The sequence below is a fragment of the Arthrobacter sp. KNU-44 genome (assembly GCF_051843155.1).
Lineage (GTDB): Bacteria > Actinomycetota > Actinomycetes > Actinomycetales > Micrococcaceae > Arthrobacter.
The window spans coordinates 140,935-158,974 of the sequence record NZ_JBPXNG010000002.1 but is presented as its reverse complement, the minus strand read 5'-3'; the positions used below and the strand labels follow the sequence as shown (position 1 = coordinate 158,974).

16 protein-coding genes are annotated in these 18,040 nt (G+C 60.6%); 10 read left to right on the top strand and 6 right to left on the bottom strand.

All coding sequences use genetic code 11. The features are described from left to right. Window positions 1-18 precede the first annotated feature (18 nt). The 4 genes from ACSVHC_RS01590 (at window position 19) to ACSVHC_RS01575 (ending at window position 4,740) form a co-directional block, all read left to right on the top strand. On the top strand, window positions 19-1,401 hold the full coding sequence (locus ACSVHC_RS01590) for a M24 family metallopeptidase (protein ID WP_439180515.1): 1,383 nt from the start codon (window positions 19-21) through the stop codon (window positions 1,399-1,401). A 55-nt stretch (window positions 1,402-1,456) separates the two neighbouring features. Further along, window positions 1,457-2,551: a zinc-dependent alcohol dehydrogenase gene (locus ACSVHC_RS01585; protein WP_439180514.1), complete on the top strand. Its 1,095-nt coding sequence runs from the start codon at window positions 1,457-1,459 to the stop codon at window positions 2,549-2,551. Window positions 2,552-2,631: 80 nt separating this feature from the next. Continuing rightward, window positions 2,632-3,696, top strand: coding sequence for a 2,3-butanediol dehydrogenase (locus tag ACSVHC_RS01580; protein ID WP_439180513.1), 1,065 nt, complete (start codon window positions 2,632-2,634; stop codon window positions 3,694-3,696). Window positions 3,697-3,759: 63 nt separating this feature from the next. Then, complete coding sequence (locus tag ACSVHC_RS01575; RefSeq protein WP_439180512.1) at window positions 3,760-4,740, top strand: zinc-dependent alcohol dehydrogenase; 981 nt, start codon at window positions 3,760-3,762, stop codon at window positions 4,738-4,740. 186 nt (window positions 4,741-4,926) lie between these two features. Here the strand turns inward: ACSVHC_RS01575 and ACSVHC_RS01570 are convergent, their stop codons facing one another. Continuing rightward, entirely contained in the window at window positions 4,927-6,003 is a 1,077-nt protein-coding gene (locus ACSVHC_RS01570; protein WP_439180511.1) for an SDR family oxidoreductase, read from the bottom strand. A 20-nt stretch (window positions 6,004-6,023) separates the two neighbouring features. Next, window positions 6,024-6,560 (bottom strand): VOC family protein, encoded by a 537-nt coding sequence (locus ACSVHC_RS01565; protein ID WP_439180510.1) that lies wholly within the window; start codon window positions 6,558-6,560, stop codon window positions 6,024-6,026. A 196-nt stretch (window positions 6,561-6,756) separates the two neighbouring features. On the opposite strand from ACSVHC_RS01565, the gene ACSVHC_RS01560 reads away from it, so the two are divergent. Continuing rightward, on the top strand, window positions 6,757-7,449 hold the full coding sequence (locus ACSVHC_RS01560) for a helix-turn-helix domain-containing protein (RefSeq protein WP_439180509.1): 693 nt from the start codon (window positions 6,757-6,759) through the stop codon (window positions 7,447-7,449). Window positions 7,450-7,702: 253 nt separating this feature from the next. Further along, window positions 7,703-8,752 carry a ketopantoate reductase family protein gene (locus tag ACSVHC_RS01555; protein ID WP_439180508.1) on the top strand — a complete coding sequence of 350 codons (1,050 nt, stop codon included), beginning with the start codon at window positions 7,703-7,705 and terminating at the stop codon, window positions 8,750-8,752. Between the two features lie 28 nt (window positions 8,753-8,780). Here ACSVHC_RS01555 and ACSVHC_RS01550 read toward each other — a convergent pair whose 3' ends face one another. Continuing rightward, window positions 8,781-9,461 (bottom strand): GntR family transcriptional regulator, encoded by a 681-nt coding sequence (locus ACSVHC_RS01550; protein ID WP_439180507.1) that lies wholly within the window; start codon window positions 9,459-9,461, stop codon window positions 8,781-8,783. Window positions 9,462-9,499: 38 nt separating this feature from the next. After that, window positions 9,500-10,039 carry a VOC family protein gene (locus ACSVHC_RS01545; RefSeq protein WP_439180506.1) on the bottom strand — a complete coding sequence of 180 codons (540 nt, stop codon included), beginning with the start codon at window positions 10,037-10,039 and terminating at the stop codon, window positions 9,500-9,502. Window positions 10,040-10,203: 164 nt separating this feature from the next. Here ACSVHC_RS01545 and ACSVHC_RS01540 point away from each other — a divergent pair, with 164 nt between their 5' ends. Continuing rightward, window positions 10,204-12,390 carry an alpha-ketoacid dehydrogenase subunit alpha/beta gene (locus tag ACSVHC_RS01540; protein WP_439180505.1) on the top strand — a complete coding sequence of 729 codons (2,187 nt, stop codon included), beginning with the start codon at window positions 10,204-10,206 and terminating at the stop codon, window positions 12,388-12,390. A 20-nt stretch (window positions 12,391-12,410) separates the two neighbouring features. After that, window positions 12,411-13,742 (top strand): dihydrolipoamide acetyltransferase family protein, encoded by a 1,332-nt coding sequence (locus tag ACSVHC_RS01535; RefSeq protein ID WP_439180504.1) that lies wholly within the window; start codon window positions 12,411-12,413, stop codon window positions 13,740-13,742. 183 nt (window positions 13,743-13,925) lie between these two features. On the opposite strand, the gene ACSVHC_RS01530 is transcribed toward ACSVHC_RS01535, so the two are convergent. Then, window positions 13,926-14,171 carry a hypothetical protein gene (locus ACSVHC_RS01530; RefSeq protein WP_439180503.1) on the bottom strand — a complete coding sequence of 82 codons (246 nt, stop codon included), beginning with the start codon at window positions 14,169-14,171 and terminating at the stop codon, window positions 13,926-13,928. Between the two features lie 394 nt (window positions 14,172-14,565). On the opposite strand from ACSVHC_RS01530, the gene ACSVHC_RS01525 reads away from it, so the two are divergent. Continuing rightward, window positions 14,566-15,306: a cupin domain-containing protein gene (locus ACSVHC_RS01525; RefSeq protein WP_439180502.1), complete on the top strand. Its 741-nt coding sequence runs from the start codon at window positions 14,566-14,568 to the stop codon at window positions 15,304-15,306. A gap of 72 nt (window positions 15,307-15,378) precedes the next feature. On the opposite strand, the gene lhgO is transcribed toward ACSVHC_RS01525, so the two are convergent. After that, window positions 15,379-16,584, bottom strand: coding sequence for an L-2-hydroxyglutarate oxidase (gene lhgO / locus ACSVHC_RS01520; protein ID WP_439180501.1), 1,206 nt, complete (start codon window positions 16,582-16,584; stop codon window positions 15,379-15,381). Between the two features lie 604 nt (window positions 16,585-17,188). On the opposite strand from lhgO, the gene ACSVHC_RS01515 reads away from it, so the two are divergent. Continuing rightward, on the top strand, window positions 17,189-17,974 hold the full coding sequence (locus ACSVHC_RS01515) for an SDR family NAD(P)-dependent oxidoreductase (RefSeq protein ID WP_439180500.1): 786 nt from the start codon (window positions 17,189-17,191) through the stop codon (window positions 17,972-17,974). Window positions 17,975-18,040 lie beyond the last annotated feature (66 nt).

Here is an 18,040-nt window from a genome sequence, read left to right as displayed (position 1 = left end):
AGGAATTTTGAAAGCATCATGTCTACAGCAACATTTGGAACCAACGCCGTTGACTGGGAAGAGCGCATCCGTTTCGACAGGCTCAGGGAGGAGCGCCTCGCCCGGCTTAAGGCCGAGCTGGAAGCCTCCGATCTCGGTGCCTTGCTCGCCTTCGACTTCGCGAACATCCGGTACATGTCGGGCACGCACATCGGAACGTGGGCCATCGACAAGGCCATCCGCTTCGCGCTGATCACCCGCAACACGGACCCGATCGTGTGGGATTTTGGATCGGCTGCAAAGCACCACGCCCTGTACAACCCGTGGCTGGGCACAACAACGGCAGAAATGGACGCCGACCCCCATGCCCCGCACCACGGGGCCGTTCGGCCGCGTCTGGAGTCCGGAGCCCGGGCGGGAATTTCCACCCTGCGCGGGGCGTTCCACCCCGACGCCGGAATCGCCGATGAAGTAGCCGCCAAGATCAAACGCGAACTGGAGAAGTTCGGCTTGCTTAATGAGCCTGTCGGCGTCGATATCATCGAGCTGCCGGTGCTGTTCGCCCTGAAGCAGGCTGGTGTCGACGTCGTGGACGGCCAGCAAGTCTTCCTTCAGGCCCGAGCGATCAAAACCCGGGACGAAATTTCGCTCCTGACGCAGGCCGCCTCCATGGTAGACGCCGCTTACGACGAACTCTACCGTTTCCTGCGTCCGGGCGTCAGGGAGAATGAGACCGTCGGACTGGTCTCCAAGGTCCTATATGATCTGGGCTCCGAGTATGTGGAAGGCGTCAACGCCATTTCGGGAGAACGCTGTTCACCCCATCCCCACGTTTTTTCAGACCGTCTGATCAGGCCGGGGGATCCTGCCTTCTTTGACATCCTCCACAGTTACAACGGCTACCGGACGTGCTACTACCGCACGTTCGCAGTGGGCTCGGCAAGTACAGCCCAGAGGGACGCCTACAAGCGTGCCAGGGAGTACATGGACCGGGCGATCGCACTGGTGCGGCCCGGGGCAACTACGGCGGACATCGTATCTGTGTGGCCCAAAGCCCAGGAGTTCGGCTTTCCCGACGAAGAAGCTGCATTCGCCCTCCAATATGGACACGGAGTCGGGCTTTCCATCTGGGAGAAGCCGATCTTCTCCCGGCTGGTTTCATTTGACCATCCTGAGGAGCTCAAGGAAGGGATGGTGTTCGCACTCGAGACATACTGGCCCTCAGCGGACGGGATCGGGGCTGCGCGTATCGAAGAGGAAGTCGTGGTCACCGCCACAGGGTGTGAAGTCATCACGAAGTTCCCGGCCGAGGACCTGCTCATCGCCGGGCAGCGGTATTTTACCGTCAATGGATCGCTTCCTGAGTTGCGCAGTTCCCAGTCGCATTTGAACACGCCGGCCGGCCGGGGTGAATTGCAATGAGTTCCGCACGCTCGACGCCGTGCATGCGCTCGGCTCTGTACAGAAGGACCGGATCATGAAGGCAGCGGTGATTTATGGGCACCATGATGTCCGGATTGAAGACCGTCCCAAACCGGAACGAACATCCGGCCAGGTGCTCCTGCGGGTGCTTCGCACCGGAATGTGCGGCACCGACGCAACCGAATGGAAGGCCGGACCACTGACCTTTCCCTTGGAGCGGCCGCACAAGGTCACTGGCCATAGCGGTCCGATGATCTTCGGTCATGAATTCATCGGCGAGGTCGTCGAGACGGACCCCGCCGGTCATTTCAAGGAAGGCGACGTTGTGGCCTGCGGCGCGGGAATCTCCTGCGGAGAGTGTGACCGCTGCGCTGAAGGACGAACCAACCTGTGCCGTCGCTACTACACCCTGGGGCTCAGCACTCATGGCGGGATGGCAGAGTATGTCGCAAGTCCGGAGAGGATCCTTGTACCCGTCCCGGCAGGTCTGTCGCTCGATGCCGCAGGCCTCGCCCAGCCCCTCGCAGTCGGCTTGCACGCTGGCCGCCGCGCGGGCGTACAGGACGGCCAACGGGTCGTCCTGATCGGCGCAGGAGCGATCGGATCCTTTGTTCTCACAGCGGTACGCGCGCTGGCGGACGCCGATGTAACGGTCATAGATTTCCCGGGGGAAAGGCTCCGGCGGGCACTGCGTCTTGGCGCGACGCGGGTCGTCGAAGCCGGCCTGGAAGCCGTGGACGTCGTTCGCGAAGCAATCGGTGCAGCCGGCGCCGACGTCGTAATTGAAGCAAGCGGGGCACCGGGGCAGCTGAACTCGGCAATAGCCATGGTCCGGGACGGGGGCACAATCCTCCAGGTCGGCCTTCCTGCGAAACAGCAGGAAGTCGACGTCCACGCCCTGGTGATGCGGGAAATCACGGTGCAGACGACCCTTGCCCACGTTTGCGGGGAAGATCTCGCACCCGCACTTGAGATCCTGCGGACGACAAACCTTGCCGAGGAACTGCTCGACTCGGTCCGCCCCTTGGAAGGGGTCGCCGATCAGCTCGAGAGACTTGCCACTGGCAAGCTTGACGGTAAGGTGCTTTTCGACCCGTCTCTGGCCCCGGAACCGGAGTCCGCCACACTCGCCGCTTCCGGCCACGCCTGAGCGGCCCACCCAAATATCAGGCCGGCTGTACGGCATACGCGCCGTGCAGCCGGCATATTTCCAATGGAAGGTAATGACCAATGAAGGCAGCGGTCTTCCACAGTGAACATGACATCAGGGTCGAAGAAGTTCCCGGCCCCGGCCAGCCCGGTCCAGGGGAAGTGCTGGTCAGCCCGTATTGGTGCGGCATCTGCGGAACTGACCTGCACGAGTACGCCATGGGTCCCATCGTTATTCCCTCTGCCCCCCACCCTTTGAACGCTTCGCAGCTTCCCCAGATCCTAGGACACGAGTTCTCCGGCGAGGTGCTTGCGGTCGGCCCGGATGTGACATCCGTAAAGGCGGGGCAGCGTGTCTCCGTCATGCCCATCCTGTACTGCGGAGAATGCTATTACTGTCGGCGAGGGCTCAACCATCTTTGCGGTTCAATGGCGGCCGTCGGCTTGAGCTTCCGCTGGGGCGGAATCGCCGAACAGGCAATTGTTCCGGCCACCCATGTCAGCATCCTGCCCGACGAGGTGTCCGACCTTCAGGGCGCGCTGGTCGAACCGGCGGCAGTTGCGGCCTACGGCGTCGACACGGCCCGCGTATCCGCCGGAGACACTGTTCTCATCACCGGGGCCGGTCCGATAGGTGCGCTGGCAGCGCTCTACGCGGCGTCAATCGGTGCCCGCGTTTTCATTTCAGAGGTGAACCCGGCCCGAGCAGCCGTTGCCCAAAGTCTTGGAGTAGCCGAAGTGCTCGACCCCACCCAAATCGACGTCGTGGCCTTCGTGAAGGACAGGACCGGAGGGATTGGCGCTGATGCGGTGATCGAGTGCTCGGGCAACGAACGGGCTCTGCAGACGGCAATTGCTGCAGTCCGCAAGTCCGGAAGGATTTCGCAGACAGGGCTGCACACTCGGGCTGCGTCCATCGAACCGATGGTGCTGTCCGAGCACGACATCACGCTCACGGGCACCTGGTGCTACCCGGTCACGGACTGGCCCAGGATCATTGACCTCATTGCGCGCGGCCGGTTCCCGGTTGAAAAGGTGGTCACGGCCCAGATTGCCATGGAGGACGTGGTCGAAAAGGGCTTTGAGGCATTGCTCTCGCCCACGGGCGACCAGGTGAAGGTGCTAGTCAATGCCCGGTCCCGCTGAACCGTGCGCACCGGTAGTCGTGAGCCGGCCGGGAAAGAACATGAAAGGAACGAAGGTAGTCCCATGAAAGCTCTACAGTACGCGGAGAAGAACGTTGCAACGGTGGCCGACTTGCCGATCCCTCAGATCGGGGATGGTGAGGTTCTCGTAGCCGCACGCAGTGTCGGAGTATGCCACTCCGACATTGATCTCCTTGAAGGCCGCTACATCATCCCGTTCCAATATCCCTTGATTCCGGGACATGAATGGTCCGGAGAAGTCGTCCAAATCGGCAAGGACGTGACAGCTTTCGCCCCCGGTGACCGCGTCGTGGGAGAGTGCGTTATCGGTCCCGATCACTTCGGGTTCTCCATCAGCGGCGCAGCTGCTGAATTCTTCGTGGCTCGACCCGAATGGCTGCACCGGCTCCCTGACGAGCTCTCGTACACCATGGGCGCACTCGTCGAACCCTTTAGTGTTGCGTACTACGCCTTGGTGCGGGCCGGTGGTGCCGACGCCAGTGACACCGTCCTCGTGCTCGGGGCGGGCCCGGTTGGACTCGCGGTGACAGCCGCCGCCGCGGCGATGGGCGCGGTCGTCGTTGTTGTCGAACCTTCTGACGAGCGCAGGGAAGCTGCCCTCAAGCTCGGCGCGCACCACGTTACTCACCCCGACGATGTTGAGGCATTGTTGGAGAAGGTGACAGCCGGGCGTGGCGCCGATCTTGTTGTAGAAGTCAGCGGTCGCCCGGAGGTCATGGCAAGGGCCCTGGAATTGGCCGCCTTCCAGGGAAGGATCTCCTACGTCGGCATCGACGTCGGACGGGAGGCTCCCGCGAAGCTGGGCCTCATTCAGTCGAAGGAACTCCGGATTACCGGCGCGATCGGGTCGCCCGGTGTGTGGCCGGAAACCCTGCGCTTCCTGGCCAACAGCAAATTGGATCTAACGCCACTCGTCACACAGCGCTTCGCCCTGGAAAATGCGCTGGAGGCCCTCGAAGCAGCGCACCATCCTCAGACTACAATCAAGGCCCACATCGAGCTGAACGCGGCCCTGCCGGCCTAGCGACGCGGGAGCATCCACGCCCTTTTCTACGCCACGGCCATGTCATACGCAGATACCCCCGGTCACTGTGACCGGGGGTATCTGCGTTAGTCCTTCCGTGCATGAGTTGATCCTCAGGGGTCTGCCGTGGCGGCAGACCCCTGACGATCGGGAAGTCCTACATAGTTATGGGGGTGGGCCAGGAACCTACGGAAGAATGTTTGCTTTCCTGTACCGTTCCACATAGTTGAAGAAGTTGTCAGTGCTGTCCCGGAACTGCAGGAAGCCGGCCTTTCTCGACTTATTCATGTCCGTCAGACATTCAATGTTGCGGCCGAGGTCGCTGTCGCTGTGCCACCAAGACGCAATGCGGTCGATGTCTGGTTCGATGAGTCCGTATTTGGACGCAATTCCTCGCCAAAGTGGAGCCACATCGGTCATTTGCGTGGCAAGAGGGCGTGGGGCTTCACTGAATCCCTCCCATTTCACGCCGAAATGGGCGGCAATCTTGGGCCACAGCGTCCGCCAGCGGAAGGCATCGCCGTTGGCGATATTGAACGCTTGGTTGTGACCGTTTTCACTGTCCGCGGCCCAGATGATTTGTTCTCCAAGCAGCTCGGCGTCGGTCACGTCGGTTACGCCGTTCCACTGCGTCTCCGAGCCCGGGAAGATGAACGGCATGTCCTGTTCACGGCAAATCGTGGCATAAGCCGAGAGCGTGAGAACCATGTTCATGGCGTTTCCCGTTGCGAAGCCGAAAATCGTGTGCGAGCGGTGCACGCTCCATGTCGCGTTCATTCGCTCGGCCCCGGCGAACAGTTCATCTTCCTGAGCGTAGTAGAAGTTGGGTTTGTCCAGGCGTGGTGATTCCTCGCGGAACGGCGTGTCTGGAAGAACCCCGGTGGCGTAGTTATCGAAGGGCCCCAAATAGTGCTTCAAGCCCGTCATAAGCGCCACGTGGCGCACCGGCCCGGGATTCAGGGCATTGAGCAGATTCCGCACGGCACCGCCGTTGACGCGGATATTCTCTTCTTCGGTGTTCATCCTCGTCCACGCGGTGATGGCAACAAGCTCCGGGTCGATGCCGGCCAGGGCCGCCTTCAATTCCTCCGGATCCTGAAGGTCGGCCTGGATGGATACAACGCCGGGAAGTTCCAAAGTCTTGCTGCGCGAGAGGCCCGTGACCTGCCAACCCCTCGACGCGAGTTGTGCACTAAGCGTTTGCCCAACAATGCCGGTCGCGCCGACGACGAGGGCCTTCCGGGGGCTCGATGAATCTGTCATGGTTCTCCTTGCAGTAGGGATCAAAGCCGGGACAAGGCAGGCCGCTGATCAAGGTATCGCTGGCAAGCGGCCTGCCGCTCCTTTTCAGGTCGCTCATAGGCCACCTCGACGAGTTCCATGGGGATGCCATCCGGATCGTGCAGGTAGACCCAACGCCATCCGGCCAGCACACCGTCATCCACGACGTTGATGTCGGACAGGAACTCTACGCCGGCCGCCTCCAGCCGCGCCTTCTCGGAGACGATGTCGTCCACACGCAACGCAATATGCATTGCCCCGAGGTGATTCTGATGAACAGCCTCATCATGGTCGTCTTCGCGGTTGCCGTACTCCAGCAGTTCCACCTGGGTCGAGCCGGCAGCAAAACAAACCTGGCGCAGCACGGCGCCTGGAACTCCCACTCCCTTAGCCAGGTCCTCCCCACTGAACCACGGGCTCGGCTCAGTAACGAAAGGAAGACCGAGAAGATCGTGGTAAAAGTAAATGGACCGGTCGAGGTCCTTTACGATGATTCCCGAATGGTGGACGCCGGTAATAGACACTGCATGCTCCTTCATGTTTCGCGCCTCGGGTGGGCATCCACGCGGATGAAGGGTCGTACTGTGAATCCGACGCCGATGGCCTTACCCGGCACCATTGCCGGGCTCCCAAGCCGAGTGTACTGTTCATTATAGATTAACGCTACTGTCCGAGCCCGTCCTTCTGGGTCTACCGGAAGGCGTTTGGACTAGCTGGACAAGGACGTCCACGGATATGGCCCCTGTTCCTCCCGCGGGAAGGGACCGTGTCCCGGCCGGCCGCTATGGGAATAAGGGATCGATGATGGCCAGACTTGGCGAACGATTAAGGGAGTTTCGGATCCAGGCCGGTCTTTCCGTCAGGGAGCTCGCGCGGAAAGTGAATTTGTCGCCATCGTTCATCTCGCAAATCGAGAACGATAAATCACGGCCTTCCGTAGGAACCCTTTATGCCCTGGCCCAGCTTTTGAACATGCCCCTCGACGAGCTGTTTGAAGGCAACGGGGGGAGTGAAGGATCCATCGCGGATACGCAGGACCGGATCCCGCACGGCAGACACCCGGCCGACGTATGGAAGCTCTCGGAGTATTCGAATCGCGTTTCCGTTGTACACCCTTCACATCGTCCCCATCTGGACATGGCCGAGGGGGTTGTTTGGGAGCGTTTGGCCGCGACTTCCGAGCGGGGGGTGAACTTCATGAAGATCACTTACGCTCCCGGGGCACGCTCCCAACCGGGCGGCGGGCTGGTAACCCATGACGGCTTCGAATATGGGTACGTCATCAAAGGCCAGCTCGAAGTGACCGTGGGGGACGAAGTCTTCGTGCTCAAGTCCGGTGAGTCCCTTGGCTTTGATTCAACCATTCCCCACGGTCTGCGAAACTCCGGTACTGATGTCTTCGAGGGCATCTGGTTTCTTCACACGTGACGCCGGACGCTTCCCCTAGCACTTGACACAGCCTTTCGCCCCCCCTAACCTTTCGTTCACTGTCACTTAACAGTGCGGCTCAATCACACAATGGCGTGACCGGCGCAACGCCGGCGGATAGGAACTGTGTACCTCCCATGTATCTTTGCAACCGAACCGGTGCCTTTAGCCATAGAGCTATCGCTCGTGTGAGCGACATGCGGGCCATCTTTGCGGCCACGGCGCCGGCGTCCAACGGGCGCCAGGGCTAGGGGTGGCAATCGTGGAGCGAAAGCGGATCGCCGTCGTAGGGGCGGGCGCAAACGGCGCTGCGATCGGAGCAGATTTGACTCGTGCAGGTCATGACGTGACCCTAGTCGAGCAGTGGCCGGACCATGTGGCCGCAATGCAGGCCCGCGGCGTCCGGGTCAACCTTCCGAGGGAGAGTATTACGACCAAGGTGCGCGCGGTTAATTTCTGCGACGTCGCTACCCTCCGGCAAGCCTTTGATGTCGTGTTCATGCTGGTGAAGGCCTATGACACGCGGTGGGCGGCAGAATTGATCAAGCCGCTTCTGGCCCCCGATGCGCTGGTTGTAGGTGTACAAAACGGTATGTCCATCGACTCGATAGCCGACGTCGTCGGCATCGACCGGGCTCTTGGCGCAGTCATCGAAATCACCTCCAATATGTTCGAGCCGGGGGTGGTCAATCGGCAAAGCGCCCATGAGCGTTCGTGGTTCGCCGTAGGCGGACTCGGTCCTGCGGCCCAAGCGCGGGCTGGTGAAGTGGCCGAACTCCTTAGCTGCGCAGGGCGCGTCGAAGTCTCGGAGGACATCCGGGCATCGAAATGGATGAAACTCGTTGTCAACGCCGCGGAGCTTGTTCCGTCTGCGGTTCTCGGACTGCCACTGGGTGACGCGGTCACCATCCCGGGGTTTCGTGACTTTATGCTGCAGGCCGGTCGTGAGGCCATTCGGACCGCTGTCGCAACGGGTGTGCGGATACGCCCCATCTTCGGGTTGCAGAATTTGAATTTGAGCGATCCCGACGGCGTGGCTGATGCTCTTTTCGACGAAGTCATCGGGCATTTCACGGAGTCGGACACGAAAACTACCGTGCTGCAGGACTGGCTGAAAGGCAGACGCAGTGAAGTCGACCAGATCAATGGACTGGTCGTGACCGAACAACGCAGGCTGGGAGGGGCGGCGCCAGCGAACGAGATCACAGTGAAACTCGCCCACTTGATCGAGAACGGCGAATTGCGGGCGACCCCCGAGAACGCCGAGACGATGATCCAGGCCATCGGTGCCCTGGCAGGCTAACGACGTGCGGTTGCCGGAAACGTAGCCTCTATTCGCCGTTGGGGGCGTGGGCAGCAAACAGCTCGGGATGTCCGAGCAGTTCAAGCCTCGTGCGGCGAATATGACTAAGAAGCACGCGTTCGGCGTCCTCCGGATCCTTACGCCGCAATGCGGCCACGAGGAGCTGGTGCTCGTAATGCATTGTGCGGTTGGCATCGGCCCCCAGCAACAGGGTGAACGCTCGACGATAGTGGTGCGTGGAGTTCCACAGCTTCTCCACGGTCTCTCCCAGTGTTGCCGTAGTCGCGGCGCTGTATGAGAGCAAGTGGAACTCGCGGTCCAGATCCAGGAATGTCTCGACATCGGTGCCATCCTGCATCTGGTCCGCCAGCGACGCCAGTCTGTCCAAAGTGGCGGTGTTCAAGTTTGGCATGCTGTAGCGCAGCAACAGCGGTTCGAGCCGCTCCCGAATTTGATACACCTCCTGGCACTGTTCCAGGCTCAACTCAGCAACCCAGGCACCCGTGTTTGCCACCAGAGTGACCAGACCATCCGATTCCAGGATTCGCAGGGCCTCCCTGACGGGCAGACGGCTCGCGCCGAATTCCTGAGCGATGTCTTCCTGAAGGATGCGGGTTCCCGGAGGATATGCCCCATGCAGGATCGCTTCCCTCAGGGAATCGGCGATTCTGGATCCGGCGGAACCGTCGCGGTTGGTGGCACTGGGCATATGGTCTCTTCTGCCTACTCTGGAGCCTGAACTGGCGGTCATTCCGTCGGGTGGGACGGATGCCATAGTTTAACAGCCGCAGACTTCTCATAGGCCTTGCCGTCCGGGTAGCTGACTAGCTCGAACTGCATTCCCCATGGCGAGCGGAAATATACCCAACGCTGCCCCTCGCTGTGCTTCGAACTTGCTGTGGGATCACCCATGAGTTCGATACCCCGACGTGCAAGATACGCCATCGCCGCATCCAGGTCATCCACGTAGAAGGCCAGATGATGACCGCCGACGTCACTGTTTCTGGGCTGTGGAGCCTGCCCGTCTGCCGCATCGTACTGAAAGACTTCAAAATTGGGGCCAAACTTGCACCGATAGAACCGAAGTTCCCTCATGACAGTGCGTGGATGTACCCCCAAATGCTCCCTCATCCAGTTGTCGCCTGCATCAGGATGTTCGAACGGGCCAAGTGAGTAAACGCGCTCACAACCGATGACATCGACAAAAAACCACTCGGCCTCATCGAGATCCGGGACCGTAAAGCCGATGTGCTCGGTTCCTCGCAGGCCGGGAAGACCACTGCTCATGCTGACTCCTTCTATATCGATTGGATCCAAAATATCCCAATGCCGGGGCATTTGTCAGCAAAAATGCCCCAAACCCTTTGAATTGGATTCAATGAGAGGATATGATCGTGGCCTACCCATGAGCTGGTCAATACGGATCAGCACGAGTGATGGAGACGGCGAAGATGCCCCAACAACGACGTTTGGAACCGGGATCGCCCTGGATTCAGCTGAGCACCACTGCGCAGGACTGGAAGAACGCAGACCCCGAACTGCTGGCCACCATGCTGGGCCAGCTTCATTTGATCCGCGCTTTTGAGGAGACTGTGCTGGAACTGGCGGGGGATGGCCTTGTGCACGGTCCAGCGCATTCGAGCATTGGTCAAGAAGGCGGAGCGGTTGGCTCCATCGTCGGGCTGAGCTCCTCTGACGCGATCAACGGCTCCCATCGCGGCCACCACCAGTTCCTGGCAAAAGCCATCGGACATGTCAGCAAGGGCCGGCTTGACCTGAACGACCTCGTCAACGATGAACTGCAGGACGTGCTGCAGCGCACGCTGGCTGAGATCCTGGGCCTTGCCCAAGGATTCTGCCGCGGTCGCGGCGGCTCCATGCATCTTCAGTGGTTTGAGGCTGGAGCCCTGGGCACGAACGCAATTGTGGGCGGAGGCGCACCTCTGGCCGCAGGGAATGCCTGGGCCCAGAAACACTCCGGCACGAGCGACATCACGGTCTCCTACTTCGGAGACGGTGCAACGAATATCGGTTCTGTTCTTGAGTCCATGAACCTGGCGGCGGCCTGGAAGCTACCCGTTACTTTCTTCATTGAGAATAACCTGTATGCCGTAGCAACGCCCGTGGCGGAAGTGACGGCTGAACCGCGTCTTTCCGCACGTGGTCTTGGATTCAACATCCCGGCCTGGCGCGTCGACGGGATGGACCCGCTCGCCGTCCATCTCGCTATGCTGGAGGCTGAGAACATCATGCGGACCGGCGGGGGGCCGACCGTAATTGAAGTCGAGGTCTACCGTTACTTTCATCAGAACGGGCCATACGCTGGCAGCGCGTTCGGCTACCGGACCAAAGAAGAAGAAGCTGACTGGCGTGCCCGTGACCCTCTGGAACGAGTCGCAAATGAGATGGCCAAGCTCGGCCTCATGGACGATGCCAAAGTCTCGGCCGTCCGGGAGCAAGCCCAAAAAGCTATGCGGAATGCCGTTGCTGAACTCCTCGAACCTGATCCGGACAAACCAGGCAAGCGCCGCATCCGTCCGGGGCTCTGGCCGGACGCAGGCTTCGTGGATGTGGGCCTGCGAGGCGACGCAAGTGAACTGAATGATGTCAGAGTGCTGGATCCGATTACCTATTCCGGTGAATGCGAGTCCAGGAAATTCGTTGACGCGGTTTCCGGTGTCATGGAACGCCGGATGGCCGAGGACGAGCGAATCGTCCTGATGGGCGAAGACATACACCGTCTAAATGGAGGCACCAACGGCGCAACGAAGGGCCTCGCGAAGAAATATGAAGATCGCGTGCTTGGAACACCCATTAGTGAGAATGCGTTCGCGGGTCTCGGGGGTGGAATGGCTCTGGACGGCCGGTACCGTCCGGTGGTCGAGTTCATGTACCCGGACTTCATGTGGGTTGCGGCAGACCAGGTGTTCAACCAGATCGGCAAGGCCCGCCATATGTTTGGTGGTGACAACCCGGTGCCCCTTGTGCTGCGCACAAAGGTGGCCATGGGGTCAGGCTACGGCTCCCAGCACTTGATGGATCCAGCCGGGATCTTCGCAACCGCGCCCGGCTGGAGGATTGTTGCACCGTCGACGGCCGCCGACTACATCGGACTGATGAACAGCGCCCTCAGGCTTCAGGACCCTGTCTTGGTTATCGAACATGTTGACCTGTACGGAAGCCTGGACCAGGTGCCTGCAGGGGACCTCGACTATTTCCTACCCATCGGAAAGGCTGCGTTGCGCAGCGAAGGTGATGAAGTCACTGTCATCAGCTACCTGTCAATGGTCAGCCACTGCCTTGAGGCGATCGATCAGACTGGCATCTCCGCCGACCTGATCGACCTGCGATGGCTCGATCGCGCGTCACTGGACTGGGAGACCATCGGCGAGAGCATCCGCAAGACGAACTCGGTCCTCATCGTCGAACAGGGCGCCAGGGGGACCTCCTATGGCGGGTGGCTGGCCGACGAAATACAGCGCCGCTACTTCGACTGGCTCGACCAGCCCATCCAACGGGTTACCGGCTCAGAGGCCAGCCCGAGCATTTCCAAAGTCCTTGAACGGGCGGCAATTGCCCGTACCGAGGAAGTCGTCGCCGGCCTGGAGCTTGTTCGAGCCGGACGGGGAGGTCAGTAACGATGGCGACAGTACTGCGAATGCCGGAGGTACTTGCCGGCGCATCCGAAGCCGCGATCGCGACCTGGACAATCGCCGAAGGAACCACCTTTGCGGCCGGTGACATCATCGCCGAAATAGAGACCGAAAAGGCCATTGTCGAGCTTCCCGCTGAGAACGGCGGCACCCTCGGCCGCATCCTTGTCCAGGCCGGAAACCCGACCAACGTTGGGGATCCAATTGCGGTCCTTACCGGGGAAGGCGAAACGGCAGCCGACATTGAAGCTGCGTTGGGTGGAGCCATGGCCGGTGCTGGCGCTGCGGCAGACGGCGAAGTTGCTGCCGTCGGCCAAGATCAGGCTCATACGCCCGCCGGCGGGGGCGCGGAGGCCGCGTCTGCAAACCTCGGCGACGAGACTGCGCGGCTGTTCGCCAGCCCCGTTTCCCGCCGCCGCGCCCGCGAAGCCGGCATTGCGTTGATGTCCATCCGCGGGACCGGTCCCGGCGGCCGCATCGTGCGCGCAGACGTCGAGGCAGCAATCACCGAAAGGGACGCCGCTAACATCAGCGCGGCTTCGACAGCAGCCCTGCCGTCGCCAACCAGTTCAGGCAAGGCATCCTCGCCAATGGCCGCGTCGCTGGCATCTGAGAAGCGGAACGGGGCCGCCCAGGACACGTCCGCCGATGCGGAATCGGGCTTCACAGCCATCCCGCACAGCGGCATGAGGAGGGCAATTGCTCGCCGTCTCACCGAAAGCAAGACCACAGTGCCGCACTTCTACCTCAGCGCGGAGTGCCGTGTCGACGATCTCTTCGCCCTGCGGAAGCAGCTCAATGAATTCTCCGCGGTGAAGATTTCCGTCAATGACCTTGTGGTGAAAGCCGTAGCTGCTGCATATGCCGCAGTTCCCGAAGCCAACGTCACATGGACGGATACACATCTTCGGCAGTGGACGGCCGTTGACATTTCGGTTGCGGTTGCAACAGAGACAGGTCTCCTGACACCCGTGGTCCGGGAAGTCGACAAGTTGAATTTGAGCTCCGTAAGCGCCCGCATTGCCGAACTTGCCGGACGCGCTCGGGAGGGTCGTATCAGGCAAGAGGAGCTGGAAGGCGGGAGCGTCTCCGTAACGAACCTAGGAATGTACGGGACGCTGGAATTCGCGGCCATCCTTAACCCTCCGCAATCTGCGATCCTCGCCGTCGGCGCCGCGAAGCAGGCAGCCGTGGTCGTGGATGGCGATCTTCAGGTTGCTACCGTGATGCGCTTCACGTTGTCCGTGGATCACCGGGCCGTCGACGGCGCACTCGCGGCGAGGTGGTTGGCAGCGTTTACAACCCGCATCGAGAACCCCCTGTCGATCTTGGCGTAGAACGCTGAGACGGCGTCTTAGGACCACGTGGCTGTGGTGCCAGGCTGATCAAATAGCTGTGGCCCGGAACTAATGTTCCGGGCCACAGCTATCCCCATGGCCATTCCACTCCGCAAAGGCGAAGGACCCCGCCGCCTGAAACGGGGGACCGGTCGGCGCGGGACACTCTCAAGCGGGGGATGGCTAAGTCCCGGGGATTTGGGGAGCCGGCCGGAAATAGCGGTGTCCGAACGCATCGAACATCTTCCGCTCGCCGAGCGCCGAATCTCGGATCCAAATGATGTTCAATTTCAGGGCGACCTCGTCGACCGTGCCGTGGTGCCAGATGACACCACCGTCGGCTCCCGTTCCGCGGTTAACGGAAATGACAACCTGGTCACCTGGCCTGACTTCGCCAACTTCCAAGGGAGTAAGTGCACTCTCGGTCATGCTCGGATCACCTTTCAAGGTCCTTCGCGCCGATGCCGTCGCGGCGCGCCTATTTCGCTGCGTTTCATGAATCCTGGTCCAGGCCAATCACTGGGACTCTGGCAATTGCGATGACCACGCCTGGACCGGGGAATGCGGTCAACCATGCCTGCTGAAACTGAAGAGGACCAAGGACTGCCGCATCTTTGCGGCCAGATCTCCAGTTTCAATCTAGTGTTCAGTAATACTGTACACGCGAGGTGAGTGGAATCACACTTGATCTCGAAGGACTATCGGCTTCGAGACGATCTGCGGCTTTGGCGGTGCATTTCAATGATCTTGGCCAGCAGGCTAGAGTGTTTAGTATTATTCAACGACCAGAGGTGGTCGCGCAGAAGTTAGATCAGGAGGGCGCATGGTCCGGAAGCCGGAAGGTGCCACGGCCAGTGGCCATGAAGCTATTGGCCCGCAGATTCGCGTTGCACGTCTTGCCGATGGCAGGAGCCTTCGGCAGCTTGCTTCAGAGGTCGGAGTGTCGGCCAGTTTGCTGTCGCAGGTAGAGAACGGCAAGGTTCAGCCGTCCGTGGCGACTCTTTACGCGTTGGTCAGTGCGCTCGGCGTCTCCGTCGACAGCGTGCTTGGAGTGGCAAACGAGAACCAAAAACCGGGGCAGGGCGTCTCTGCTTCGCCGGAGGCCGACAAGCAGACGCCATCGGATGCTCTCTGGACGGATACCCGGATCGTGGTCCAACGCCGGAATGAGAATCCCACGTTGGACATGGACAACGGAGTCCGTTGGGAAAGGCTTTCCGGCAGTAATGATGAACTTGAAATACTTCTGGTCACATACCAAGCCGGGGCTTCCAGCTCCATCGACGGCAAGCTGATGCGGCACAGCGGGCATGAATTCGCCTATCTCATCGAAGGAAACCTTACAGTCCAGATAGGTTTTGATGTTTTCGAGGTGGAGGCCGGTGATTCCTTCAACTTCGACAGTACGTTGCCCCACATGTACATCAATCGAAGTGACAATGCAGCCCGAGGCATCTGGTACAGCACCGGCCGCCGCAGCGATCTACCGGCCGCACTCTTCCCGGAAACTCATTCGGATGCCTCAGTGCCGGAACCCTGGCGGCTCCCCGTTCTGGAGCAGTAATCTCCGCCGTGCTCCGGCGCGGCTGCCCATTTGGAATACTCGGCAGGCGATTTCAGTCGTCTTGTCCTCGGCCTACGCCGAGCGGGCTGTCCTCCTACCCAGCCGCGAGGCAAGTTCCTTTGCTATCGGTATCGCCGCCGTAGCGGCAGGGGAAGGGGCGTTGATGACGTGCAGCATTCGCTCCGTCTCAAATAAGACGAAGTCGTGGATCAAGTCCCCGCTGCTTGCCACCGCCTGGGCGCGGATTCCCGCCTCGCGCGGTTGCAAGTCCCCTGCCTCAAGGGCCGGAGCAAACCGCCGGCACTCCTTAAGGTAGCCACGAAGGAACAAGGAGTTCCTGATCTCCCTGCCCCCGACCCTGACATTGTTCCTGGCCATGGCCCAGAAGCCCGGGAAAACGACGTAGTCTGCAATGTCCCTCAAAGAGACGGACAACTTCGGATACCCTTCACGTGCCATTCCTAAGACCGCATTCGGGCCGACCGTGACAGTCCCCTGGAGTGTAGGCGTGAGGTGGACGCCAAGAAAGGGCAGGGAGGGGTCGGGGATCGGATAAATAAGGCGGCTCACGAAACCTTGGAGTCTTTCGGGCAACTGGAAGTACTCACCCCTGAAGGGGACGATCCTGGTATCTGTGCTCAAGCCCGCCAGCCGGGCCAGACGGTCGGCCTGCAGCCCGCCGCAAACGACCAACTTCCGGCAGACTAGGGACAGCCCCCGGGCTGTGCGTAGAGCAACCGAACCGGAGCTTTCCCGGATGTATGTGGCCTGTTCACCCGTCCTTATCTCCCCGCCCAGTTCAATGATGAGATCTGCCATGCTCCGGCTCACCTCGCGGTAGTCCACGATCGCTGTGCTTGGGACGAACAGGGCGCCAACACCCCGGACATTGGGCTCCAGAGAACTCAGGTCGGTAGCATCCAGTCGTTCAACAGGGATGGAATGGAGCCCAGCGCGTTCTTCCAGCGCATTCATGCGCGGAAGCTGGGCGGGTTCGGTCGCCACCAGGAGCTTGCCGCAGGTTCGGTACTCCAGACCCTGTTCCCTGCAAAATTCCTTGGTCAGCGCTTCCCCTTGCTTGCTAAACTGCGCCTTCAGGCTGCCCGGCTGGTAATAGATGCCTGAGTGGATGACACCACTGTTGTGTCCGGTCTGATGGCACGCTAGTTCGTCCTCCTTTTCCAGGAGGAGAAGTGAAGCGCCAGGATTCTGTTGGAGGAGGGTCATCCCGGTGGCAAGCCCGACTATTCCGCCTCCCACAACACAAAAGTCGTACATCTATTGATGCTCCTCACTCAACGGGAGAGACGATGGTCGCCTCGGATCAGCAACGTTTCGTAATAGCAGAGGCTCATTATGTCGCTCAGGAGCCCGACGGAGATTACTCACACTTGACATGATGGGAAACTGCGTTCAGCATGAGTGTACATCTTGGGTGTGGCGCAATCCACGTCTCCCTTACTCGACGAGGAGTGGATGAGGCCTCTTGTCCGCCTCCTCACGGGAATTCGAATGAACAGGACGTTAATCGTGAGTCGGAAACTGCTGTGTACACCCGCCATCGGGACGGGCACGGGACGCGGAACCGGAAAGGCATCGCTCCGGCCATGGGGTACAAGGCACACAGTCCGTGGACATTAATTCGACGCTGCCGAGAAGACTGGAGTGCGGCCGAGCCCGACGATTCGTGGGCACCGAACGGTTGCATCCCAAGGTTAGGGCGGGCGCGGAGGCTGCCCGGCACACCATGAGCGGTCAACGGCTCCCAGCTCACACTGTTCCAGCTGCGAGCGGACCCGTGAACGAAACGCAATTAGCGACTTCGTGAGTCCAAGCATTCCAAACCATAAACCGAAGAAACAAAACGAGAAGGAGATTCCCTGTGGGAGAGCTGTCCTCAGGTCATGTTGCATTGGTCACAGGAGCCGCCGGCGGTATCGGCCAGGCTGTAGCAAAGCGGTTCGCAGACGCTGGGGCTTCCGTCGCCCTCGTCGACGTGAGCGGGCAGGTGCATGATGTCGCGGAAAAAATGCGAGCGGAATTTACGAGCGTGAAGTTCTGTAGCTACGTTGCCGACGTCATCGACTCGGACAACGTCGCAAAGCTAGCTGTAGAAGTCGAGAACGATTTTGGGCGCCTGGATTCGTTGGCGCTTGTGGCCGGTGTGGTTCAAACGGCGTCCCCCATATCAACGCTCGAGCGCGCCGAATGGGACCGAGTCCTCGGGGTCAATCTGACGGGGCCGTATGAGTTGGCAAACAAGTTCACCCCCATGCTCGGCCGAGACGGAGGTGGCACCATTACAGCCATTTCCTCGTGGTGGGGGCGCTCCGGGCATGCATACTTCGCGGCCTACTGCGCGGCTAAAGCCGGCCTGATTGTTTTTGCCCAAGCCCTGGCGGACGAGCTCGCCCCCACCATCCGCGTCAACACTATCTGCCCCGGCAATGTAAACACCCGCATGCATCACGCCGCGCTTGAATCCGAAGCCGCTGAACGGGGCATTTCCGCGGAGGAGATGAAGGATATCGAATGGGCCAAGATGCCGATGCTCCGCCCCGGTGAGCCTGAAGAAATCGCAGAAGCGGTCTACTTCCTTTCCTCTCCGGCAGCTTCCTACATCACCGGCGCCTCCCTCGACGTAAACGGTGGCGTCATCTTCCATTGAGCGACCGCCGCTTTATGCTCGCACCACATCGCTTACCGAGGACCGACACACCGCATGGCCCGTCCT